At 57.5% G+C, this 22,107-nt stretch carries 20 protein-coding genes and 2 pseudogenes; 12 read left to right on the forward strand and 10 right to left on the reverse strand.

The window, feature by feature from the left end; genetic code table 11:
• Window positions 1–337: 337 nt before the first annotated feature.
• A complete protein-coding gene (locus AC3WQZ_RS28790; RefSeq protein ID WP_058698221.1) occupies window positions 338–1,483 on the reverse strand; it encodes a sterol desaturase/SRPBCC family protein in 1,146 nt (381 codons plus the stop codon).
• A gap of 165 nt (window positions 1,484–1,648) precedes the next feature.
• Between AC3WQZ_RS28790 and bsrA the strand changes: the two genes are divergently transcribed.
• Window positions 1,649–2,563, forward strand: a complete 915-nt coding sequence (bsrA, locus tag AC3WQZ_RS28795; RefSeq protein ID WP_058698222.1) for a LysR family transcriptional regulator BsrA — start codon at window positions 1,649–1,651, stop codon at window positions 2,561–2,563.
• A 586-nt stretch (window positions 2,564–3,149) separates the two neighbouring features.
• Here the strand turns inward: bsrA and AC3WQZ_RS28800 are convergent.
• From AC3WQZ_RS28800 to AC3WQZ_RS28810, 3 genes are all read right to left on the reverse strand, one after another.
• Window positions 3,150–4,169 (reverse strand): LacI family DNA-binding transcriptional regulator, encoded by a 1,020-nt coding sequence (locus AC3WQZ_RS28800; protein WP_058698223.1) that lies wholly within the window; start codon window positions 4,167–4,169, stop codon window positions 3,150–3,152.
• Between the two features lie 124 nt (window positions 4,170–4,293).
• Window positions 4,294–4,926, reverse strand: coding sequence for a tripartite tricarboxylate transporter substrate-binding protein (locus tag AC3WQZ_RS28805; protein ID WP_233528039.1), 633 nt, complete (start codon window positions 4,924–4,926; stop codon window positions 4,294–4,296).
• Window positions 4,927–5,047: 121 nt separating this feature from the next.
• Window positions 5,048–6,033 (reverse strand): IS5 family transposase gene (locus AC3WQZ_RS28810; protein WP_412459421.1). Its coding sequence is split into 2 segments (ribosomal slippage): window positions 5,048–5,436 and window positions 5,436–6,033, totalling 987 coding nucleotides; the frame shifts between segments, so codons are not numbered across the junction.
• 215 nt (window positions 6,034–6,248) lie between these two features.
• On the opposite strand from AC3WQZ_RS28810, the pseudogene AC3WQZ_RS28815 reads away from it, so the two are divergent.
• Window positions 6,249–7,259: pseudogene (locus AC3WQZ_RS28815) on the forward strand (IS110 family RNA-guided transposase).
• Window positions 7,260–7,841: 582 nt separating this feature from the next.
• Here the strand turns inward: AC3WQZ_RS28815 and AC3WQZ_RS28820 are convergent.
• Both AC3WQZ_RS28820 and AC3WQZ_RS28825 read right to left on the reverse strand, forming a co-directional pair.
• On the reverse strand, window positions 7,842–8,180 hold the full coding sequence (locus AC3WQZ_RS28820; protein WP_377747427.1) for a DUF5615 family PIN-like protein: 339 nt from the start codon (window positions 8,178–8,180) through the stop codon (window positions 7,842–7,844).
• A gap of 259 nt (window positions 8,181–8,439) precedes the next feature.
• On the reverse strand, window positions 8,440–9,087 hold the full coding sequence (locus AC3WQZ_RS28825; RefSeq protein ID WP_043355366.1) for an IclR family transcriptional regulator: 648 nt from the start codon (window positions 9,085–9,087) through the stop codon (window positions 8,440–8,442).
• Window positions 9,088–9,181: 94 nt separating this feature from the next.
• On the opposite strand from AC3WQZ_RS28825, the gene AC3WQZ_RS28830 reads away from it, so the two are divergent.
• The 9 genes from AC3WQZ_RS28830 (at window position 9,182) to AC3WQZ_RS28870 (ending at window position 18,300) form a co-directional block, all read left to right on the forward strand.
• A complete protein-coding gene (locus AC3WQZ_RS28830; RefSeq protein WP_058698224.1) occupies window positions 9,182–10,165 on the forward strand; it encodes a Bug family tripartite tricarboxylate transporter substrate binding protein in 984 nt (327 codons plus the stop codon).
• A 24-nt stretch (window positions 10,166–10,189) separates the two neighbouring features.
• A complete protein-coding gene (locus AC3WQZ_RS28835; RefSeq protein WP_052495072.1) occupies window positions 10,190–11,059 on the forward strand; it encodes a VOC family protein in 870 nt (289 codons plus the stop codon).
• A complete protein-coding gene (locus AC3WQZ_RS28840; protein WP_043355360.1) occupies window positions 11,059–12,474 on the forward strand; it encodes an aldehyde dehydrogenase family protein in 1,416 nt (471 codons plus the stop codon). The genes AC3WQZ_RS28835 and AC3WQZ_RS28840 overlap by 1 nt, the downstream gene beginning before the upstream one ends.
• Window positions 12,475–12,487: 13 nt before the next feature.
• A complete protein-coding gene (locus AC3WQZ_RS28845; protein WP_058698225.1) occupies window positions 12,488–13,756 on the forward strand; it encodes a CaiB/BaiF CoA transferase family protein in 1,269 nt (422 codons plus the stop codon).
• Window positions 13,753–14,493, forward strand: a complete 741-nt coding sequence (locus AC3WQZ_RS28850; RefSeq protein ID WP_043355358.1) for an enoyl-CoA hydratase/isomerase family protein — start codon at window positions 13,753–13,755, stop codon at window positions 14,491–14,493. The genes AC3WQZ_RS28845 and AC3WQZ_RS28850 overlap by 4 nt, the downstream gene beginning before the upstream one ends.
• 7 nt (window positions 14,494–14,500) lie before the next feature.
• Window positions 14,501–15,238, forward strand: a complete 738-nt coding sequence (locus AC3WQZ_RS28855) for an enoyl-CoA hydratase/isomerase family protein (RefSeq protein ID WP_058698226.1) — start codon at window positions 14,501–14,503, stop codon at window positions 15,236–15,238.
• 29 nt (window positions 15,239–15,267) lie between these two features.
• On the forward strand, window positions 15,268–16,449 hold the full coding sequence (locus AC3WQZ_RS28860; RefSeq protein ID WP_058698227.1) for an acyl-CoA dehydrogenase family protein: 1,182 nt from the start codon (window positions 15,268–15,270) through the stop codon (window positions 16,447–16,449).
• Window positions 16,450–16,460: 11 nt separating this feature from the next.
• Window positions 16,461–17,576, forward strand: a complete 1,116-nt coding sequence (locus tag AC3WQZ_RS28865) for an acyl-CoA dehydrogenase family protein (RefSeq protein ID WP_058698228.1) — start codon at window positions 16,461–16,463, stop codon at window positions 17,574–17,576.
• Between the two features lie 121 nt (window positions 17,577–17,697).
• Window positions 17,698–18,300 carry a helix-turn-helix transcriptional regulator gene (locus AC3WQZ_RS28870; protein WP_143010733.1) on the forward strand — a complete coding sequence of 201 codons (603 nt, stop codon included), beginning with the start codon at window positions 17,698–17,700 and terminating at the stop codon, window positions 18,298–18,300.
• A gap of 9 nt (window positions 18,301–18,309) precedes the next feature.
• Here the strand turns inward: AC3WQZ_RS28870 and AC3WQZ_RS28875 are convergent, their stop codons facing one another.
• Window positions 18,310–18,510, reverse strand: coding sequence for an FAD-dependent oxidoreductase (locus tag AC3WQZ_RS28875; protein WP_369597129.1), 201 nt, complete (start codon window positions 18,508–18,510; stop codon window positions 18,310–18,312).
• A 62-nt stretch (window positions 18,511–18,572) separates the two neighbouring features.
• Between AC3WQZ_RS28875 and AC3WQZ_RS28880 the strand changes: the two genes are divergently transcribed.
• Window positions 18,573–19,673, forward strand: a complete 1,101-nt coding sequence (locus AC3WQZ_RS28880) for an IS5 family transposase (protein WP_058698229.1) — start codon at window positions 18,573–18,575, stop codon at window positions 19,671–19,673.
• A 135-nt stretch (window positions 19,674–19,808) separates the two neighbouring features.
• On the opposite strand, the gene AC3WQZ_RS28885 is transcribed toward AC3WQZ_RS28880, so the two are convergent.
• The 3 genes and pseudogenes from AC3WQZ_RS28885 to aceE form a co-directional block, all read right to left on the reverse strand.
• Window positions 19,809–20,030 (reverse strand): ferredoxin, encoded by a 222-nt coding sequence (locus AC3WQZ_RS28885; RefSeq protein ID WP_199414552.1) that lies wholly within the window; start codon window positions 20,028–20,030, stop codon window positions 19,809–19,811.
• 20 nt (window positions 20,031–20,050) lie between these two features.
• Window positions 20,051–21,367 carry a cytochrome P450 gene (locus tag AC3WQZ_RS28890; RefSeq protein ID WP_081050313.1) on the reverse strand — a complete coding sequence of 439 codons (1,317 nt, stop codon included), beginning with the start codon at window positions 21,365–21,367 and terminating at the stop codon, window positions 20,051–20,053.
• Window positions 21,368–21,475: 108 nt separating this feature from the next.
• Window positions 21,476–21,838, reverse strand: a pseudogene (aceE, locus tag AC3WQZ_RS28895) (pyruvate dehydrogenase (acetyl-transferring), homodimeric type); the annotation flags it as partial.
• Between the last annotated feature and the right edge of the window lie 269 nt (window positions 21,839–22,107).

Genomic DNA, 22,107 nt, shown 5'->3' on the forward strand with positions numbered 1-22,107 from the left:
GGTATCAGATCAGTGTTGACCAGTTGTGGCAGATTGGCGACCTTGGTGCGTTTCCGGCGTTGACCAATTCTGGCTGGCTGCTATTTCCCCCGATGGACGAGCAGGCACTGTGCCGCCTTGCGATGCTGACTCATATTGGTATGCCAAGGCTCGAGGCACTTCAAACACCTATGGCGTGGGTGTCAGACCGAGATCAGCTCCCATACTGCTTCGACTGCCTGGTTCTGAATCCCGTCGACGCAGCTGTGGCAGCCTCAACTCAAACCAACTGGCCTCCTCGAAAGCCGGGGCGATTCAGGCCGACACGCGCGGTGGAGCCTGCATGCCCCCATGCCCTTCATGTCGCCTGTTTGGAAGCACAATCCATTTCTGCCGCGGGAAGAACGCTCTCGGAGACGCTGCGCAGCTTGTGAAGCAAGGCAACAGAGTCGCGCTCGATTCGCTTACGCAAAACCAGCCGATCAGCCATGCGGGCCACCACACTGGAAAACCGATACTCCAGCGTCCGCACGAAGCGCGTGCCAGTGGCTGTGCCGATGCACTCATACGTGACGAACATCTCAAGACCCCGGTTGCCACGGGCCCGGGTTCGCCAGAGCCGATCCGGAAGACTTTCCACGACTTCCCACTGCAACTTGCCTGCACGGCCGCCGACGTACGCAAAGTGGCTCCCAACCGGCAGCGACCCTCCCTGCCCGGTGACCGCTACGTGGTAAGGATGCCACTCATGCCAACGAAGCGGAGTACTCACGTAGGCCAGTACCTGGCTTGGCGTCCGGGCGATATCAATGGAATGCTGCATCTTGACGGTGGGGACCAGGCTCTCGCTTGCTTCTTCGGGCTCCCAATGAAGGGTTCCATAGATCCAGTCCCACAGTGGAAACACTACGGCGAAGTTCTTGGTCTGCATCAGGTCACGGCGGTGATGCAATTCATGCAACCGCCGCATGTGGCGAATCCACGGCAGGCGACAGATCGGATTCTGCGGCGGGAGGTGCTCGCAGGCATGAAAGATCTCGTAGCTGAGATAACCGCCCAGTAGCGTGGCGGCAAACAGCGCAGCGACGTTCGCATTGACCAGGCCGATGATCGACCAAGCGAGCAGCGCGCCAATGCTGTAGACAACGATCAGCCATGCCGGGAACAGAATCACCCGCCAGTCCTTGGCGAACTCGTAGCGCATCTGGTCATCTGCGAAAAAACTATGATGGTCGCCCGTGTGGCGCTGGTAGAACGCCTTCGCGAATCGCTTCTTGTTGTGCCCGAGACCCTTATGGGTGCGGTACTCGCCCCTGCTGTAGAAAATTAAGGTCGCCGGCACAGTTAGCCACTCCACCGCGCTGACGTGGTCCAACTTGTTCAGCAAGAAGAGGATCAAGGTCACGCCGAAAACAAGAACGAAGCCAGCATGCAGCCAGGGGTTGTAGTAAGGCGAAATGTTCGCCCGGTATTTCTTCCGGAAGGTTTGGGTATCAAAAGACATGATCGGCTCTCAAAGACTGTTGCGCTGTCGGGCTCGCGATACGTGGCCAGTTCCGCCAAGCCCCCGCGGACCTTTCTGACGTCTGGCGCCAGTAGGTCGCTTGGTGTTGTAGTCTATTGGTGCGATCATTTTCATTCCAATGGATATTGATGATGAGAATTATTGATGAATCAGAATTTGCAGCAGATTGATCTCAATCTCCTCTTCGTGTTCGACATGCTGATGCAGGAGCGCAACCTGTCACGCGCGGCCGAGCGACTGCACAAGAGCCAGCCGGCGGTGAGCAATGCTCTCAGTCGTCTGCGCGAGCAACTGGGGCAACCTCTTTTCCGCCGTACCGCTAAGGGACTCGAGCCCACTGCCGGGGCGATGACGCTGCACGTGCCGGTACGGCAAGCCCTGCGCTTGCTGCAGGCAGGGCTTGCCGTTCAAGAGAGTTTTCAGCCGGACACGGAGCGAACCTTCCGACTGTCGATGAATGACTATGGGCAGCTACGGCTGTTACCGAGCCTGATGACCCGGCTGATGGCGCTGGCGCCGCAGGTGAAGCTGCAGGTACTGTCGGACGAAGGTGCCCTGATCCCGCAGCGGCTGGCCAGCGGAGATCTGGACTTGGCGATTGATTACCTGTACTTCGACGACGCCGATTTGCTCTACCAACCGATTCACGAAGAGCGCCTCGCAGTTATCGGCCGACCGGGCCACCCTGCATTCAAGGAAGGCCTCGACAAGACGGCGTATCTGGCCGCACAGCACGTCTCGCTCCTGCCGCGGGCCGGCCGCGGCAGTCCGCTCGAGATCGTCCTGGGCTCGGCCAAAGTGCAGCGCCATGTGCAGTTGCAAGTTCCGCACTACCTGACCATTCCAGCCATCGTCGCCAGCACCGATTTGCTGGGTACCGTGCCCTGGCACTTGGCCAGGCATTTCGTGCACAACTATGGCTTGCAGCTCGCGGATCTTCCTTTCGAAACGCCTGCGGTGCAGGTCAGCTTGATATGGCACCGTCAACAACAACACATGTCTGGTCTGCAATGGCTGAAGGAGCAAATTGCGCAAGTTGCACAGACCGAATCGAGCTGATGTGGCGGGCCTCATTGGGCTGCCTGCGCGATGGATCTTTGAATCCATAGTGGCGCTGCCGGCGCTGTGTCGGGAAATCGGGCGGCGCGTTCGAGCCCTGCAGCCGCACCAATAAAATCAAGGGTTTACAGGGGTTTTCCTGTAAACCCTTGTGCATTTTGCGGTCTATGTAACCGCCATGTAACCCGATTGGATCGCCGCGATCCATCTGGAACCATGTCCTGCCTGCGCCTACAGTTGCTTCGTGCCCCATTTGCCCGTGTGGCACATAGGTCTCGCGCGATAAAATCCTACCCACTGCATCAAAGGGGAACGGGATCGTGTCACAAGCAACAACGCCACAAGAACGCGTCGCTGCCGCAAGGCAGCTTTATGCCGTTTTGAAAGGGCATCTCGATCGTCCAACTTGCACCGGCAGGATGTGCGGAATTCCCTCGTGAGGCGATGGGCCTCGATGGAAAAGCGGACGTCATCGACCGTCAGACCAAGGCTCGCGAAATCATGCGGCTATGGGAAGTCTTGGGACGATCAGGACAGTAATGCATGATGGCAAGGTGTTGCACTTTTGATTTGAGGCCGCCATCTATTATCGAGGTGGCGCAGTACTTTCGCGAATTACTAGGTCAGGCTCGAACTCGGTCTGGATGTTTTTGGCTCCTCCTTCGATCTGCTCAATCAAGTTGCGCGAAGTAAGCTCGCCAATCAGAACGGGATTCGAGTGCACTGTCGTTAGCGCGGGTGTTACCAGTTCCGCCATCTGCCAGTCGCCGAAGCCTGTGACAGAGATGTCGCTCGGAACCGAAAGTCCCAATGTGCGGCACTCCGCGATCGCCGCCACAGCAATGAAGTCATTGATGCATATCAGGGCGGTCGGCTGTTCCCGATGCAACAGCAAGTCCTTGCGCTGCAGGCAGACGCGCACCGCTTGTCGCACAGCAGATGCATCGTAAGGGGTCGGAAAAATGCGGTTATCGGGTAAGGAAATGTCGTTCTCGCTGAGGACGTCTCGGATCCCCAGAAGCCGTTGAGACGATAGAAACTGAGTTTCGAGAGGACCTGGGAGCACTGCAAACTGCCGGTGTCCTTGTTTGACTAAGTAGGTGGTTAGCCTGCGCATAGCCAAGCGGTTGTCATACCCCACCGTCGGATGCATTCCTTCGCGGTCCACGGCCCACATTAGTACATACGGAATAGCGTGCTTGTGTATCAGCGAGAAGACTTCGGGATGATGTTGTGAACCGATTATTGCGATCCCGTCGACTCTACGCTCCAATAGGGCGCGCGCACAGCGCAATTCGGTCTCACTGTCGTCCCGATGGCAAGTCAACAGAACGGTATATCCAAGCCGGTCGAGCTGGGCCTCCAAGGTATCTACTGCTTTGGCGTAAAGTTCATTCATCAGTGTCGGCGCAATTATGCCGACCGATCGCGTGCGCCCCTGACGTAGTTCGCGAGCCGCCGAGAAGGGAACGTAGTTGAGGCTTGCAATAGCGTTCTGCACGCGCTCCAGCGTGTCAGGTCGCAGCCTATCCGGCGATGTCAGTGCACGGGAGACTGTTGCCGAGGAAACGCCGGCGAGGAGGGCGACTTGCTTGACATTCACCATATCGGGTCAGATGTTATCTTCAGCCGGAATGTCGGCCGTCTGCCATCCATTGTAACGATTGGTAGTCGAAAGCAGTTTCCGTCGTCGGGGGGTTCCCGACGACGGATCGACATCCCTGGTGAGGCTAGTCGAGCCGGACCTTTGCTGAATCTGCCACTCGCTTCCACTTCGAAACTTCGGCGCGAAGAAACGCATTGAACGCCTCAGGCGTGCCGCCTGCGATCTGCGCTCCTTGAGCCATCAGCTTGTCGCGGAACTCCGGATCCTGAAGGGCTTTGTTGAACTCGCTGTTCATCTTAGCAATGATGGCCTGTGATGTCCCGCTCGGGACCATGAACCCGCCCCAGGAAACGGCTTCGTAGCCGTTTATCCCGAGCGCTTCATCTACCGTGGGCACATCGGGCAGTGACGGTAATCGAGTCTTGCTCGTGACCGCGAGCGCCCTGAGCTTTCCACTCTTGACTTGCGGCATTCCCGCGAGCGAGGTGGGAAGGGCAACATTGATCTGCTGACCGAGCACGTCTGTGAGCGAAGGCGCGTCTCCCTTATAGGGAACGTGGTTCATCTTGACGCCAGCCATGGTACTAAGGAGTTCCCCGGCCAGATGGCTGCCCGAACCATTGCCGGCGGATCCAAAGGTGATCTGCCCTGGCCTAGCCTTTGCCATCGAGACTAATTGGCGCAGGTCCTTTATTGGCGAATTTGCTGCTGTGACGATAATGAGCGGCACCGTTGTCACTAAGGAATTGCTGATCAATGAGGTTTGCGCTTGATGTTGCACAAGCCAAGGACTTCAGCTTTCGCAATCCGGGAGAGATGGGCCGATTCAAGCCGTCTTTCTCGCGTTTCGCACCTTTCCTGGTCGCGCTTTTGCGCGCTCAGGACGGATTGCTCCCCTCTGAGGACAACAACAGCCTCCTGGCGAACACCAGATTCGCCAAACCAAACAGGCTGAACAACTGCGCCGTGTTCTTGAACAGGCCCTTGTAGCGAACCTTGCGATGATCAAACAGATTCTTGATAACGTGGAACGGATGCTCAACCCGCGACCGAATCTGTGCCTTGACCCGCTCGACGGCGATCAGCAAGTCCTTGACGGCTCCGTCACACATCGCCTTGATCTTGCCGCGCTTGACGGCCACCTGCCACTTCACGGTCTTGCCTTGCATCTCCTCGCGCTTGTCCACGCCCGTGTAGCCCGCGTCGCCAAACGCATGCTCCTCGTGGCCATGCAGCAAGGCATGGGCCTGCGACACGTCCGACTCTTGGCCGCAGTGCCCACCACGCTATGCACCAGCCCAGAGGCCGCATCCACGCCGACATGGGCTTTCATCCCAAAGTGCCAAGCATTGCCTTTCTTGGCCTGGTGCATCTCCGGGTCGCGGCTCTTCTTTTTGTTCTTGGTCGACGGTGGCGCCTCGATGATGGTGGCATCCACAATCGTGCCTTCCTTCATCATCAGTCCCCGCTCGCACAGCATGATGCCGATCTCGTCGAACAGCTTTCGCGTCAGTTCATGCTCGACGAGCAGGCGGCGAAACTTCAGCAGCGTGGTCGCGTCTGGCACCGCCTCGACTGCCAGGTCGATCCCGGCAAACGCCCGCATCGCCATGCTGTCGTACAGCGCGTCTTCCAGTGCCTCGTCCGACAGCCCGTACCACTGCTGGAGGAAGTAAATGCGCAGCATCCGCTCAAGGCCGATCGGCGGCCGGCCACGTTTGCCCTTGGGGTAGTACGGCTCGACCGCCGCAATCAGGCGCGCCCACGGCACCACGCTCTCCATCTCCGACAGGAAGCGCTGGCGGCGCGTCACACGCTTCTTGCCGTGACTTTCCGCTTCCGCAAAACTGATCTGTCGCTTCATCACAGGACCTGAATCATGGACACGCTCATGACAACGCGCTCACCCAATGCCTCGATGACTCGCGCACTGATTTAATCAGACGGTATGGACGCCTCCCCCCGGCAACGGGGCGCCGCTTACCTGCAAGAGTAACTGTAAGGGTCCTCGCTGCCATGGCATCCCTATGCCAAAGTGGAGGTGTCGATTGCAAACGACCCTGATCGGGACGATCCAAAATGAAGCTTACCGTCATCGGCATGGATATTGCCAAGCATGTCTTCCAACTTCATGCGGTGAATGCCAACACTGGTGAAATCGAGCGCATCAAGTTGAAGCGGAGCCAGGTCACCGACTTCCTTGCTCAGCGGGAGCGTTCACTCATTGCCATCGAAGCTTGCGGCAGCGCCCACCATTGGGCACGAGAACTGCAGAAGCTCGGCCACGAAGTGAAGCTCATCTCTGTGCGATCGGTTCGTCCCTTTGTGTTGCGTAATAAAACCGACGCTGCCGATGCCAGAGCTATCTGGACAGCAGTCCAGCAGCCCGAGGCGCGGTTTGTTGCGATCAAGAGCGAGCAGCAACAGACCATTCTGGCGCTGCACCGCATCCGGGCTCAACTGATGAAGTTCCGGATCATGCAGACGAACGCATTGCGCGGCTTACTCTATGAGTTTGGTGAAGTCCTTCCGGAAGGATATCGGGAATTTGCCGAAAAAATTTCTGGTGCGCTTGCCAAGATCGCGAATCGCTTGCCAGCCATACTGATCGACAGCCTACGAGAGCAATGGGCACGCGTGCAGGCAACCGACAAGGAAATCGCTGTGCTGGAACGTCGGCTCAAGGTTGCGCTTTGCGACAATCAGGAATGCCAGAAGATCGCTGAAATTCCTGGCGTGGGGCTGCTAACCGCCACGGCTGCGGTGGCTGCGATCGGCGATGCCAAAACGTTTCGCTCCGGGCGTGAGTTCGCTGCCTGGTTAGGCTTGGTACCGAAACAAACGGGCACCGGTGGTCACGTGCGCCAGCTTGGCATTAGCAAGCGAGGTGACACCTACCTGCGCACCCTACTCATACACGGCGCCAGATCGGTGATCATCAAAGGCGCATGAACCGCCTGGCTCGACGGATTGCTTCAGCGACGTCCTTTCAATGTAGTGGTGGCTGCCGTAGCCAACAAACTCGCCCGGACCATCTGGGCGGTGCTAGCAAGGGATACGAGATACACGGCACCCGCCATGGCTGCATAGCCAGGTGCGTGGCCCGCCTGAACTGACTTCTTCTCAAGGAGCGCAAGCATTGATCGCATGATGGCTAACAGGTTGGACCGGGGCGAGGAAAACCCGATAGGGAATGTGAGCAGCAACGCTCGATGATCAGATGAGGACCTCGCCAGCGAATTCCATATGGGCCAGCAGGCTGAGCGGCCTGCACAAAAGGGCCGGACATAGGCGTGCTGCCTTCACCTGTCGACCACCATGTCAATCGGCTTGCAATCCGGGAGGCGTCCACATAAGGCGATTCCCTAGTGACGGATCGCGCCGCAGCAACTATGACAGTTGTGCATCGCCAGAACACCGGGTTGTCGCGCCATCATCAGTACGAGCACGCTGACAACCAAGGTGGCCGCATTGATCTGGAGTATCGGATGCGGGCTCAAAGTACTGGCTACTGAGCGGCCCCAGATCTCAATGCCTTTACGTTGACCGCCAGCCAAAGCGGCAGTGTCGCAGACACCACGCATCAGAACAGCTTCGAAGATTGATCCTGCCCGGCAACTTTCATGTCGCAGAATCGTCTGCGTAGCTAGGTACGCCTCCGCTACTCCCAAATTAGGGCGTCATCTCCTGGATGCAGCTTGATGCGGGTTTCAACGTGCCTTCCTTCGGCGCGAGTATGCCTGCGGACGGTCCATTCTCGATCGTCTGTTGCGAAGATATTGGCGCCAACATGGGCGTTGCCGTACGGGGCGTTAGTATGCGCAAGTGATCTGCTAATGCGATTTCCAGCGTCCCATTGCCAGTTGCAGCTAGTAGAACGACCACGCCTGGGTTACGGTGAAATGGGAAGCGCTGATCATCCAAGAAATCAGAATCGTGCGTCAGTATGATGCGTCGCGTTTCACAAGCCGTCGCGAAACTGGCCTCGTCGGCGTGTCCAATGAGCGCCATGCTAGGGTAAGCCGCCTACTTTTCCGATGAGCGTAAGGCGTCCGGGCCAGCCCTTGCGCCCGCAGCGCTCGTGCCGCCGTGATGCCGTGATGCCGTGATGCCGGCGGCGGGTGCCCCGACGACTACGATGTGCTCACGGGAAATCATCAGAGATCCTCGTGAACCTCGATTGCAAGCGCCGGACAGATCCCAGCGGCCAAGCGGGCAGATTCGTGTTGATCAGTCGACGGTTCCGCACCCGGGGCGATGAGCGAACTCCCTACGCTGGCCCCATCCCAACAAGCCTTGAGACCATCGCTGCGGCATTCTGAAGTGTTGGAATGATTTCATTCTCGATCCTTTCGGGTGTCGCCTCGGCTGGCGATGTGGAAATCCCGATAGCCAGCTGGCGGTTGCCAACCCGAGCAAGCGGGACTGCAACTGAGATCTGATTGCTCTCTGGATACTCGACCATCGCCCATTCACCGACCCCGAGGGTCAACGCCTGTGTGAGCGCGCTACTTGGAGGCAGGATGCTTCCAACCCGGAGATTCATCACCACGAGGCGACGGCGTTCCGCGAGTGCCATCGCCCTTCCAATAATGATCACCCCGTCGGGGTTCGCTTCACCCAGGTTGGATGTTCCTGCGTACGTGTCAGCCAGTTGCTGGAGCATCTGCTGAACCGAGTCTGTCACTCCCAAACTTTCCAAAGCAGCAAAGCCGATTTCGAAGACTCGGGTAGTCAAGCGCCATTGGTTGCCCTCGCGCGCGACATATCCCTCCTCCTCCAAAGTCAATAGAAAGCGCAGAACGGTCGGGTGCGGCAGGTCTACGGCACGCGACAACTCCGCCAACGTAGGTCGCCCGTTCTCTCGGAAAGCGCGCAGCACCGCTAGACAGCGTTGGATCGATCTATTATTCTTCATTCGTACACCCTGTGTACCGCTAGTTCACCTAGTGAACATCATAAGCCAGGTGCCCTTGAGATGCAACCTGCTTCTTGAGGTCAGGAGACAACGAATGAAACGATGGATATTGGGCTTGAGCGCCGCTGTGGTGGGGTGCTGGGCAGCGACCGGTCAATCTGTTGCGAACGCCAGCGAGTCCTGGCCGAGTCGCCCGATCAAGTGGGTCGTGCCGTATCCGCCGGGCGGCACCACTGACATGCTGGCACGTATCGTCGGTGCCAAGCTCTCTGAACGACTCGGGCAGCCCGTGGTGATCGAGAACAAGCCAGGCGCTGGGGGCGATGTTGGCACGGCCTATGTTGCGAAACAGCCCGCTGATGGATACACCATCGTTATGGGCAATATTGGTCCTATTGCCATCAACCCCACGCTTACTCCCGACGCTCGCTTTTCTCCCACGCGAGATCTCGCGCCGGTGACGCTCCTGGCGGAGGTTCCCAACCTGCTGGTGGTCAACCCGCAACTGCCGGTCAAATCGGTGAAGGAACTCGTTCAGTACGCGAAGCAACAGCCCAATCCCTTGTCGTACGCAACGCCTGGCAACGGAACATCTTTGCACTTGGCGGGTGAACTGTTCGCTTCGACAGCGGGCCTGCGCATGGTTCATGTGCCATACCGCGGTAGCGGCCCCGGCCTGAACGACACGATGGCAGGCCATGTACCGATCATGTTTGACAACATGCCTTCGGCATTGAATCTCGTAAAAGGCGGAAAGGTTCGCGCACTCGCCATCACGAGTGCTGTCCGTTCCCCGTTGCTGCCGGACGTCCCAACGATGACTGAAGCTGGTCTGAGCAACTATCAGATCACTGGTTGGTTCGGCGTCTTGGTACCTGCCGCAACGCCGAAGCCGATCGTCACCCGTTTGGATGCCGAAATTCAAGCTGTACTCAAGATGCCTGACGTCCGCAGCAAGATTGGCGACATCGGCGGAATCATCTCTGGCGCAGGACGAGATGAGTTCGGCCGATTCATCCAGCAGGAGTCGGCGAAATGGCAAAAGCTCATTCGTACCGCGCACATCACCGTGCAGTAGGTCAGTTACTTTAAGGAAGAAGCAATGTTGAACTCGGTTGACAGAATCCTCGTTGCGGTGCGCGACCTCGATCAAGCAGAGCAGAACTACAGGGAAGTACTTGGGGCGCAGTATCTTGATGAGCTTGCAAGCGACCATCTGAATGCCCGTGGCCGTAGCCTGGTAATCGGCGAAAGCACGGTCGAACTTTGGACCCCGCGGGGAGCAGGGGTCGTAAGTGATCATCTTGATAGCTTCGGGGAAGGCCTCTTCTTTGGAGGGGTCTCGACAGCTAGCCTGGCTGAATGCCAGAGGTTCCTTGCCGAGCAAGGTATCCGATTTGCTGAAGCCGACGGCCGTCTCTATTTGAACGCGGGCGGCCTCTATGGCATGCCACTCGTTGTCAGCGAAGCGGCAGCGCGGGTTCGAGCGAATGGTCCTGTGTCGTTTCTGTACGAGCTCACCATGGTTCTCAGCACCGACTGGCGAGAAGTCGCGGATTGCTACGCGCGAAAACTGGGCCTGCAGCGCGACAAGGCAGTAGACATCACGTTCGCGCGATTTGGCTATGAAGGCACGCTGCTGATGTTCGCGCCGGATCGTCTCGATCGCATCGAATTGGCTGAAGCGCATGATCCCGCCTTTGCCATGGGCAGGTTTTCGGGCAAGCGAGGTGACGCACTTTACATGTGCTACATCGAAACGCATGATTTGGCGGACGTAATCAGGCGACTCGAATCGCGCAACGCAAAGTGGACCCGAAGGACCGACACGGGCAAGCCCGAGCAGGACGGCCTCTGGATCCATCCGAGCGCGCTGAATGGCGTCCTACTTGGTGTATCCCGAACCTCGTTGGCGTGGGGATGGTCCGGTAGCCCCGAGAAAGTCGAAGAGATTTCAGAGGTGCAGTCGTGATGCCGGAGATCTTCGATCAGCAATACATCGGGGGATCGTGGCGCCGTGCTTCTGGCACACAGCTCATCGACGTAGAGGACCCGAATACTGGCCTGGTATCGGCCCAAATTCTTCCAGGTACCGAGGAGGACGTCGGTCTCGCCTTGGGTGCCGCGCAGAACGCATTGGCCAGCTGGTCCGCAACATCCGTGTCGGACAAATGCGCAATTCTTAATCGCCTAAAAGACCAACTCACAAATCGGCAGGAGTCGTTGGCCGATGCTATCGCGGCTGAGGTTGGCACGCCCTTGAAGATCTCACGCATCGTTCAAGTCGACTCGCCCATTCGGAACATTGGGAACTTCGTAAAGCTGGCGGAAGGATTTCCATGGCAATCGCGAACGGGCCCATCTGTCATCGTCCGGGAGCCATTCGGCGTCGTGGCATGTATCACGCCATGGAATTTCCCGCTTCATCAGATCATTCTGAAGGTGGTGCCCGCGCTTCTGGCCGGGAACACAGTCGTGCTCAAACCAAGTGAATTGACGCCCCGAACAACGCGCCTTATCTGCGATGCCATCAATGACGCAGGCTTTCCTTCGGGCGTGGTGAACGTTGTGAACGGCTTGGGTGCGGTAGTGGGCGCAGCGTTGGCGCGAGCTGACGGCGTGGACATGGTTAGCTTCACAGGATCCACGGAAGCGGGTCGTGCAGTGTCTTGCTTGGCCGCGTCGACCATTAAGAAGGTGACGCTGGAATTGGGCGGCAAGTCGCCTTCCTTGGTATTGCCGGGTGCGGACCTGACTGTGGCCGTCAAGGGAACGCTCGCTTCCTGCTTCCTCAACAACGGTCAGACTTGCAGCGCGCTGACCAGGTTGATTGTTCACTCGCGTGATGTGTCGGCCGTCGAAGCCCTGGTGAAGCAAGAACTCGCCAAGTTCTCTGTCGGATCCAGCCTCGTCGAAGGCCATCGGATCGGCCCGCTCATTTCTGGCAAGCAGCGTGACCGCGTGCAGGAACTAGCGGAAAAAGGGGTAGCGGAGGGCGCCACGCTCATCGCGTCAGGCCAGGATGTTCCGCCTGCAGGATTCTTCGTCAGCCCGAAGGTGTTTCTCACAGATCAACATAACTATCTGGCCAAGGAAGAGGTGTTTGGCCCCGTGCTCTGCGTGATTCCCTACGACGAAATCGACGACGGCATCCGCATCGCCAACGCAACGGTGTATGGCCTGGCGGCGGCCGTTTGGGGCGATCCTGACCTCGCACTCGACGCCGCTAAGAAGATTCGTGCAGGACAGGTCGATATTAACGGCGCCCGATTCAACCCCGTAGCGCCCTTCGGCGGCTTCAAACAAAGCGGTGTTGGCCGGGAGGCGGGTCACGTCGGTTTGGATGAGTTCCTCGAGTACAAATCTATCCAAATGAACGAGGGATGACGGAATGTCTCTTATGCAGAAACAAGCTCTAGGGAACATTCGCGTATTGGATATGACGCGAGTGCTCGCAGGGCCATGGTGTACCCAGATGCTGGGCGACATGGGAGCCGATGTCATCAAGATTGAGCACCCATCGCGAGGGGATGATACGCGGCAGTGGGGGCCGCCGTATGCGATGACGAGTGAAGCGGAAGTGCTTGAGGATTCCACCTACTTCGCTTCCGCAAATCGGAACAAACGATCGGTTGGCGTGGACATCGCCAACCCAGACGGTGCGGATCTGATCCGTAAGCTCGTTCTTGAGTGCGACATCTTTGTAGAGAACTTTAAGGTTGGTGATCTGGCTCGTCGAGGGCTTGACTACGACAGTCTGAAAAAGATCAATCCGCGCCTGATCTATTGCTCTATCACCGGGTACGGCCAATCCGGGCCGTACGCTGACCGCCCCGGCTACGACTTCGTTTTCCAGGGGGAAAGCGGGCTGATGAGCATAACGGGCGAGCGTGATGACGAGCCTGGTGGTGGGCCACAGAAGGTCGGGATCGCCATTGCTGATCTGACGACGGGACTGTATGCGACGGTCGCGATCCTCGCCGCGTTGAACCACAGGAATGTCACGGGAGAAGGTCAGCACATCGATTTGGCACTGCTCGATTGTCTGGTTGGCTTGTCGTCGAATCAGGGATTGTCGTGCCTGATCAATGGCGCCGAACCGCACCGGTGGGGGAACGCGCATCCGTCTCTCGTACCGTATCAAGTCTTTGATACGGCAGACGGTAAGGTGGTAGTTGCTGTGGGGAACGATTCCCAGTGGCAACGCTTTTGCCAAGCGATCGACGCCAAAGAACTGGCCCGGGATTCGACGTTCTATTCCGCATCCGGACGCATTCGGAATCGAGAGGCGCTAATTGCGCAGGTGTCGTCGGTTCTTGCGGCGCGCCAAACCGAGCATTGGCTTGCCGCGTTCTCCGCAGCGGATATCCCGCACGGTCGTATCAATACCTACAAGGAAGCCTTTGCTCACCCACAGGTCATCCACCGTCAGATGACGATCGACGTGCCGGTTGACAAAGGTATCGGCTCGGTACGGGGCATCGCCAATCCCATCAAATTCAGTAAAACGCCGGTGCACTACGTTCGGGCGCCCGCGAAACTCGGTCAGCACACAGAAGACGTGCTTTCCGACTTGCTAGAACTTTCCGCGGACCACATCGCCGGTCTCGAAGAACGTGGGGTGATTAGTTGCCAAACGTCAAAAAAGACACTTCAGGAGCAATCATGAGCATCCAAGCTAATAATGTCGGAAACGTCCTGGAGATTTGCATTGCGCGTCCAGAAAAGCGCAATGCGATCAGCGCCGCGATGTACCAGGAACTGACCCGTCTTCTGGATGAGGCCAACGCGGACAAGGAATGTGCCGCAGTCATCGTGCATGGTGCGGGCGGACACTTCACTGTCGGTGCCGATATCAATGATTTCCAGACCCGGCGGGGTAATGAAGATTCCCCTGCTGTCACGCTTCTCCGGAAGATGGCCGCGATCGATGTGCCGCTAATCGCAGCAGTCGAGGGACTGGCGATTGGAATCGGCGCCACGATGCTGCAACACGTCGATTTTGCCTACGCATCCCAAGATGCGCGCTTCCGCATGCCGTTCGTATCGCTGGGTCTGTGCCCCGAGGGCGCATCCAGCTACCTGCTCGAATCGCTGGTAGGTGTCCGGAAGGCACGTGAGTGGTTGATGCTTGGAAAGTTCTTTGATGCAGAAGAAGCTTTCGATGCCGGGCTTCTGACGTCGCTGACGCAGGACGGGGAAGCCCTTGCACGGGCGCGCGAAACGGCTGCCGAACTGGCAAAGCTTCCCAAGGCTTCGGTACGCGCGACAAAGCGGATGTTGAACCACGAGAATCGTGCCGCTGTGGGTTCTGCGCTCGACCTGGAAGTGAAGATGTTCGCCGAACTCTTGAATACCGAAGCCACTCAGGAAATCTTCAAATCCTTCCTGAACAAGAAGCGTTAAGAACGCCATGGCCGAGTTGATAAAAATCGAATCAGAAAATTTCGTCCGGGTCATTACGATGAATCGGCCGGATAAGAGAAACGCGCTGAACTCGGAAATGTGCGACGCGTTGCACGACGCGTGGCAAGACTTCGCGGGCTCAGAGGATCGCGTTGCCCTGCTACGTGCAGAGGGGTCGGTGTTTACGGCAGGCCTCGACACGGACGATCCACCGGATTCCTTTTGGCATGCCATTCCCAATGTCGCATTTGACATTGGAAAGCCGGTTATTGCAGCGGTTAATGGCCCCGTGATAGCGGCGGGCGTATCGATGCTTGCATTCTGCGATCTTTGTGTAGCGACTTCGGCAACGACCTTCGTCTATCCCGAAGGTCGCCTAGGCATGGCAGCCGGCTTGATTAGCTCGCTGGTCGGTCGGATTCCCCACAAGATCGCGATGGAGCTCATGTTGACCGGGCGCCCGGTATCCGCCCAACGGGCCTATGAAGTCGGATTCGTAAACGAACTCTGTGAACCAGGAAGCGAAACAGAGGCAGCTCTAGTGACAGCGCGTCAGATTGCGAGCGCAGCGCCGCTGGTACTGCGTTTCCTCAAACAGGCGGCGAGACACTCGATTCCGGTAGGACTGGTTGAGGCAGGCTATAGCGCCCAGTACCAAGCTCAGATGCTGGCCAGGAGTGAAGACGCCCGGGAAGGGGCGTTGGCGGCCAAGGAGCGTCGCGCTCCCGTTTTCGTGGGCCGCTAGGACTAACTAACACAGTAGGGGACTGAGAAATGGATCTGAATTTCACAGAAGAAGAGCAGGAATTTAGAAAAGAGGTACATGCGTGGATCGACGCCCATTTGCCGAAGGAGATCTCGCACAAGGTGCACAACGGACTGCAGCTATCCCGCACCGATATGCAGCGTTGGCACCAAATTCTGGGGAAAAAGGGTTGGCTGACGTATAAGTGGCCAGTCGAGTTCGGCGGCACGGGCTGGACACCAGTGCAGCGGCACATATTCGAGGAAGAGTGCGCGTTGGCAGGAGCACCGCGACTCGTGCCCTATGGGCCTGTCATGGTGGCACCAGTCATCATGGCATTTGGTAACGCTGAGCAACAGGCGCGCTTCTTGCCCGGCATTGCGACGGGCGATGTTTGGTGGAGCCAGGGTTACAGCGAGCCGGGATCGGGTTCCGACCTGGCTTCGCTCAAGACACGAGCGGAGCGAAAGGGAGACAAGTACATAGTCAATGGTCAAAAGATCTGGACCACGTTGGCTCAGTACGGGGAGTGGATTTTCTGTCTCGTCCGGACCAATACAGAAGGGAAGCCGCAGGCAGGGATCAGTTTCCTGCTCATTGACATGCGTTCGCCTGGCGTCACGGTTCGGCCCATTAAGCTGCTGGACGGCGAGTGCGAGGTCAATGAGGTCTGGTTCGACAATGTTGAGGTCCCCGTTGAGAACCTGATTGGCGAAGAAAATAAGGGCTGGACCTATGCCAAACACCTTCTCAGTCACGAACGCTCGAACATTGCAGAAGTCGGGCGTGCCAAGCGTGAGCTCCGACGCCTGAAGCGAATCGCGGCTGCAGAAGGCATGATGGACGACCCTCGTTTCAAAGACGAGGTTTCGAAGCTCGAGGTAGATATTATCGCGCTCGAAATGCTGGTTCTTCGCGTTATCTCGGCAGAAAAATCCGGGAAGAATCCATTGGATATCGCAGGCCTACTGAAAATCCGAGGCAGTGAGATTCAACAGCGCTACAGTGAATTGATGATGCTGGCTGCAGGTCCCTATAGCCTCCCATTTATTCAAGACGCTATGTTGACGGAGTGGGATGGCGAGTTCCCAGGTGGAGAGCGACGGAACGCTCCGCTTGCCGCGACATATTTTAATCTGCGGAAAACCACTATCTACGGTGGCTCCAATGAAGTGCAGCGTAACATTGTTTCGCAAGTGGTCCTCGGATAAAGGAGTAGAGCATGGATTTCGAATTCACTGACGACCAGGACCAACTGCGAGATGCAGTAAGAAAGTGGGTAAAGCGTAGCTATACGTTTGAGCACCGTCGCAGTTCCGAGAGCAGCGGCGGATTTTCCGCGGACGCGTATTCGGAGCTTGCGGAGCTTGGGCTGACTGGACTTTACGTCCCAGAAGAGTATGGCGGCGTCGGTATGGGGCCGGTCGACGTTATGGTGGTTATGGAGGAACTGGGGCGGGGCATCGTACTCGAACCGCTGGCGCAAGTTCTACTTGCGGGTGCAGTGCTGTCGAACTACGCCGAAGCAAGCGTACGCGCGGCGTGGCTGCCTACGATTGCTTCTGGAGAAAGTCTGGTCGTACTGGCCCAGCAGGAGCGCGCGAATCGTTATCGCATCGATACGTGCGAGACGCGAGCAGTCGAGACGGCGGAAGGTTGGGAGCTTACTGGGAGTAAGAGCCTCGTGCCGGTTGGCGATCATGCTGCTGCGTACATTGTACCCGCCATGATTGCTGACACTCTCGGAGCGTTCCTTGTGGAGCGCTCCGCCCCAGGTGTATTGGTACACCCTTATCAAACTGTCGACGGCTCGCGCGCCGCGGAGCTGACGTTGTCGAAGGCGCCGGGCACGCTAGTCACCCGCGAAGGCCAGGATTGCCTGTCGTATGCCGTGGATCTTGGCATTGCAATGACGTGTGCAGAGGCCGTGGGCGTGATGGACGTAACCCTGGAGGCTCTGGTGGAGTACATGAAGACGCGCAAGCAGTTCGGCGTCGCTATCGCGAGCTTCCAAGCGTTGCGTCACCGCGTCGCAGATATGAAGATGAGTCTAGAGCTCGCGAGGTCTATGAGCTACTACGCCTCGCTCAACGTCAACGCGCCGGCGAACCAGAGACGTCGCGCCATGGCACAAGCGAAATATCAGTTGGGCGGGTCGATGCGATTCGTCGGCCAGCAGGCCGTGCAATTGCACGGTGGGATTGGAATGACGGATGAGTATATCGTCAGCCACTATTTTAGACGCCTTACCCAAATGGAATCGGTGTTCGGAGATACGCTGCATCATCTGGCGCAGATGTCGGACTCCATGCATCCCGAGCTTGACAAGGCTGCCTAAGGCGCCGCGAAGAGTAAGTGCTCGATGAATTGCGATGGCGGGTGACCCTCATCGTTTCCGGCAGCGCGGTGGTACATCCTCGCGCTGCTCATAGTATCGGACCGGGATAGTAGCGTAATTGATGCAGACGCAACTTCAGTCACGAAGCCAAGTCGGGATCCATGATATTTTTCTTCCAATTCCAATGAAAGTGACTTCGTTGAGTGGCGAGCAGATAATCAGCCGACAAGGCTATTCACGCGTAATTAAAGAGGGGAAGTTCGTGAAGCTCCCCGCTTTTTCTCCTGCGAGTCTGTTCTTGGGCGGCTCTATTTTTAAGAGCTCGCATTGCAGCTTCGATCTGGATGTAACTAGTTATTCTGTGGTGCGTGATCAACCAATGCACGATCTGTGGGATTCCAGGCCGCTTTGGGAGGCAATTTCATTGTCGGTGTTTATGAATCCAAAGGAAGCTTGGAATATTGCAGATATAGCGGATAGTTTGCAGACAACATCCTCGAGAGTCAGGCGGACCCTCTTCAGCCAGGGCAATTGCTTCACGGAAATATGTAACACGCAGCGGCTTATGCGTTCGCTGTTCGAATTGGCAGGACTGGAAAGATCTATACCGGATATTTCGAACAGAATTGGGTGGAGCCAATCCTATGACTTTGAGTCATCTTTCTATAATAGATTTAAAGTTTCGGCAGATGTTATTTGCGGAATGAAATTTTATGCCCGCTAGGCGATCTATTTAGAGGAGCTCTACTGAACGTTTGCCAGCCATCAACCGCTTCGAAAGAGATGGGCGGCCGTTGGGCAGGCCGCCCTCTTTTGCGATGGAAGTACCATCCGCCCCAGCCTCGCGCGCGCAGGCTGCTCGTGCCGCCGTGATGCCGGCGGCCGTTGCCCCGATGACTACGATTTGCTTAGCAGGCCGCTGAAATACCTCCAACGGAAGTCAGCGCGAGGACTGGCTGAAGCGTTGGTTTGAGGACCCCATCCAACCCCACATTCATGCGCGGCGCAGACACCTTCACCGAGAGTTTGTTCACGATGCGGAGGCTGGAGGATTTCGTGCCGAAGTCCCATCCGCTGCGCTCGATCCGCACCATGGCCAATCAGGCGCTGGTGAAGATGGACCGGTTGTTCGCGCAGATGTACGAGGCCGATATCAAGGGCGGCCGGCCAAGCATCGCGCCGGAGAAGTTGCTGCGGGCCATGCTGCTGCAGGTGCTGTACAGCATTCGCTCCGAGCGCCAACTCATGGAGCAGACGCAGTACAACCTGCTGTTTCGCTGGTTCATCGGGCTGTCGATGGACGACCCAGTTTGGGTGCCCACGGTCTTCACCAAGAACCGCGAACGGCTGATCAAACATGATGCAGTGATCCAGTTCTTCAACGAGGTGTTGGCCATCGCGCAGAAGAAGAACTGGCTGTCGGGTGAGCACTTCAGCGTAGACGGCACGTTGGTTCAGGCGTGGGCAGGCCACAAGAGTTTCGTGCGCAAGGATGGCGGCGACCAAGACGATAACGACGGCGGCAACTTCAAGGGGCGCAAGCGCAGCAACGAGACGCACGAGTCCAAGACCGATCCCGATGCCAAGCTGTACCGCAAGGGCAAGACAGCCAGCGAGCTGCGCTACATGGGTCATACCCTGAGCGACAACCGCCACGGCCTGGTGGTGAGCGCCATGGTGACCAATGCGGACGGACACGCCGAGCGCGAGGCCGCAAAGGTAATGCTCAACGATGCCAGGCAGGTGGTTGAGGACCTGAACGTGGAAGTAACCGTCGGCGCGGACAAGGGATACGACGCGCAGGAGTTCATTCAGGCCTGCCTGGAAATGAAGGTGACGCCCCACGTGGCGCAGAACACCTCGGGGCGGCGCTCGGCCGTTCCTGATGCCATTGCCAGCAGCGCCGGTTATGCGGTCTCGCAACAGAAGCGCAAGCTGATCGAACAGGGCTTTGGCTGGGTCAAGACCGTGGGGCGCATGCGTCAGGTGATGGTGCGCGGCCTGAAGAAGGTCGACCAGATGTTTGTGCTGAGCATGGCCGCCTACAACCTCGTGCGCATGCGCTCGCTGGGACAAATCCGTCCGCAGTTGCAGTAATCGCGGTAATGAGGCCGGAAATGGGCGTCAAAACGCAGGAAAAGTCGATGCAGGGAGGTCCGACTTCCGGATTGTGAGAAATAGCGAACCTACCAGCCTTGAGGCGAAGTACTCATCGCTTGCGCGATGAGTACTTCAGCAGCCTGTTAGGGGAATCATCAGAGAGCCTCGTGAATCTCGATTGCCAACGCCGGACAGATCCCAGCAGCCAAGCGTGCAGATTTTGTATTGATCGGCCGACGGATCGGCATTCAAAAGAATGACGATTCCGTCATCCTTTTGGTCGAACAGATCCGGCGCATTGACGACGCATTGGCCGGAACCGCAGCATTTTTCGGGATAGATTGTGATTTTCATCGTGATTCGCCGTAGTGGATTTACCAGCTAACGGGCAGTGCCCTAACACCATACATGAGCGAATCGCTCTTGAACGCGAGGCTCTCGATGGGCACGGCCAGCCGAAGATTCGGCAGGCGCTTCAGTAGGGCGGTGAACATGATCTGCATTTCGACTCTGGCGAGAACTTGTCCCATGCACTGATGCGGGCCGTATCCGAATGCGATCTGTGTCCGGGCATCACGGCGGAGGTCAAAGACGTGGGGATCTTTGAACTGCTCCTGGTCGCGATTTGCGGAAATACTAAGCACGACAACGGGATCACCGGCTCGGATCAATTGCCCATTCACGACAACGTCCTCCAGTGCGACACGTCGCGTCCCGGACTGTATGACATCCAGGAAGCGTAGCATCTCCTCCACCGCGTTTGGAACGAGGCTTGGATTCTGGCGAAGCTCTTCCCAGATGTCCGGCCTCTGAAGTAGGAAGAGCACCCCCATCGACGTCGTATTTGCCGTCGTCTCGTGCCCGGCAATCAGCAGAAGCCTTCCAAGCGAGACCACGTCTGTTTCAGTGATATCGCCCTTCCGTACATGATTAACGATAAGGCGACTGAGGATGTCCTCCCCGGGGCTTTCGGATCTCTTCGCCACCAGTTCACGCAGGTATTCGCACAACGCTTGATTCGCGGCGCTAGCCTCTTCCCTCGTCGCGGTGCTCGACGTCATGATCATCGCCTGTTCTTGGAAGAAGTCGTGATCGTCGTATGGAACACCAAGCAACTCTGAGATAGCCAATGCTGGTGTCGCCAATGTAAAGGCGCTAACCAGGTCAGAAGGCTGCGGCCCCATCGCAAAATCTTCCAAGAGCTTGTCCACGATGGCCTGAAGTCGCGGCCGCAGATTCTCGATCTTTCGGATCGTGAATTCGCCGGTCAGCATCCGCCGTTGCTCTGAATGCTTGGGTTCATCCAGGGTAATGAAGGTCCGGTTACTACTCCGAACAACCTTTACTGCGGCGCTGGAAGAGGGAAATCCCGGATGTGAGACGTCGGAGCTAAAGCGAGAGTCCGACAAGACAGCGCGAACATCGTCATAACGCGTGACAAGCCAAGCGATCTTTCCGTCCCAAAGCTTACCTTGTGCCAATTCGCCCTTCTGTTGCATCTGGAAGAACACCGGCGGCGGCGCCAAGGGATCTACGCGCTTAGGGGGGAAATCTGGGATTCCGCCGCTGTCGCCCTCAGCGTGAAAAGGACACGCTGATTTCGGCTCGTTCGCAGCCGCATCAAAAGGACAGCGCCCTTCTACCGCGGAAGATGGGTTGGAGGAAGGGGTGGGAGCAGGCGACTCCGTCATGGAAATATCTCCGAGGGCGATTGGTGGCTAATGTTAGGTAGCCTACCTATGTGGCGCAAAGGGGGTTTACCCTCAACAACAGAATCGAAGGTCGACCCGTAGACATCAGAAGAAAGCGGAGAACCCATATGTGGCGATATGCCCGCCGACGTTGGAGTGCTTGCCCGCCCGCAACACCATCGCCATGGCATTCCAGCGCGCCATGGCGGCCAGTCGGCGCTCGATCGAGGTGTCGCCTGGGTACGGCTGCTCGCCCGATTCGGCAATCGTATTGACGTAGGGCGTCGTGATTGCGCCATGGAAATCCCCGTGTCGGGCCGCGTCCGATTCATGCAGGCGGCCGATCAGGTAGTGGGCGCGTTCGCGGCCTTCCACTTCGGTCACGGCGGCCAGGGCCTCAATCCATTCCTGGGTTTCCTGCGGGTCCACATCCAGCGGCAATACGTGTAGCGGCAACACCGGGGCATTCATCTCTGTCTCCATGGGATTGACGGGGCTTCGGTTCGCATCAGGCCCGGTCGGATAGGCGTGGCCATTGCGCTTCAAATGAATTGCAGTTGCAATCGTCTGGGCATTGTGAGCGCTCTGCGGCATAATTGCAACTGCAACTATTGGAGATACCATGTCGACTGAGAAGCCGGATTTGTGGTTTTCGTTTGTACGGGAGATAACGTCAAGAGTGGTGTACGGGCAGCTTGATGGTCGGCGACGTCAAGCGGCGAGTTTCTGCTGAACCGGTC

The organism is Cupriavidus sp. FW305-26 (assembly GCF_058787975.1).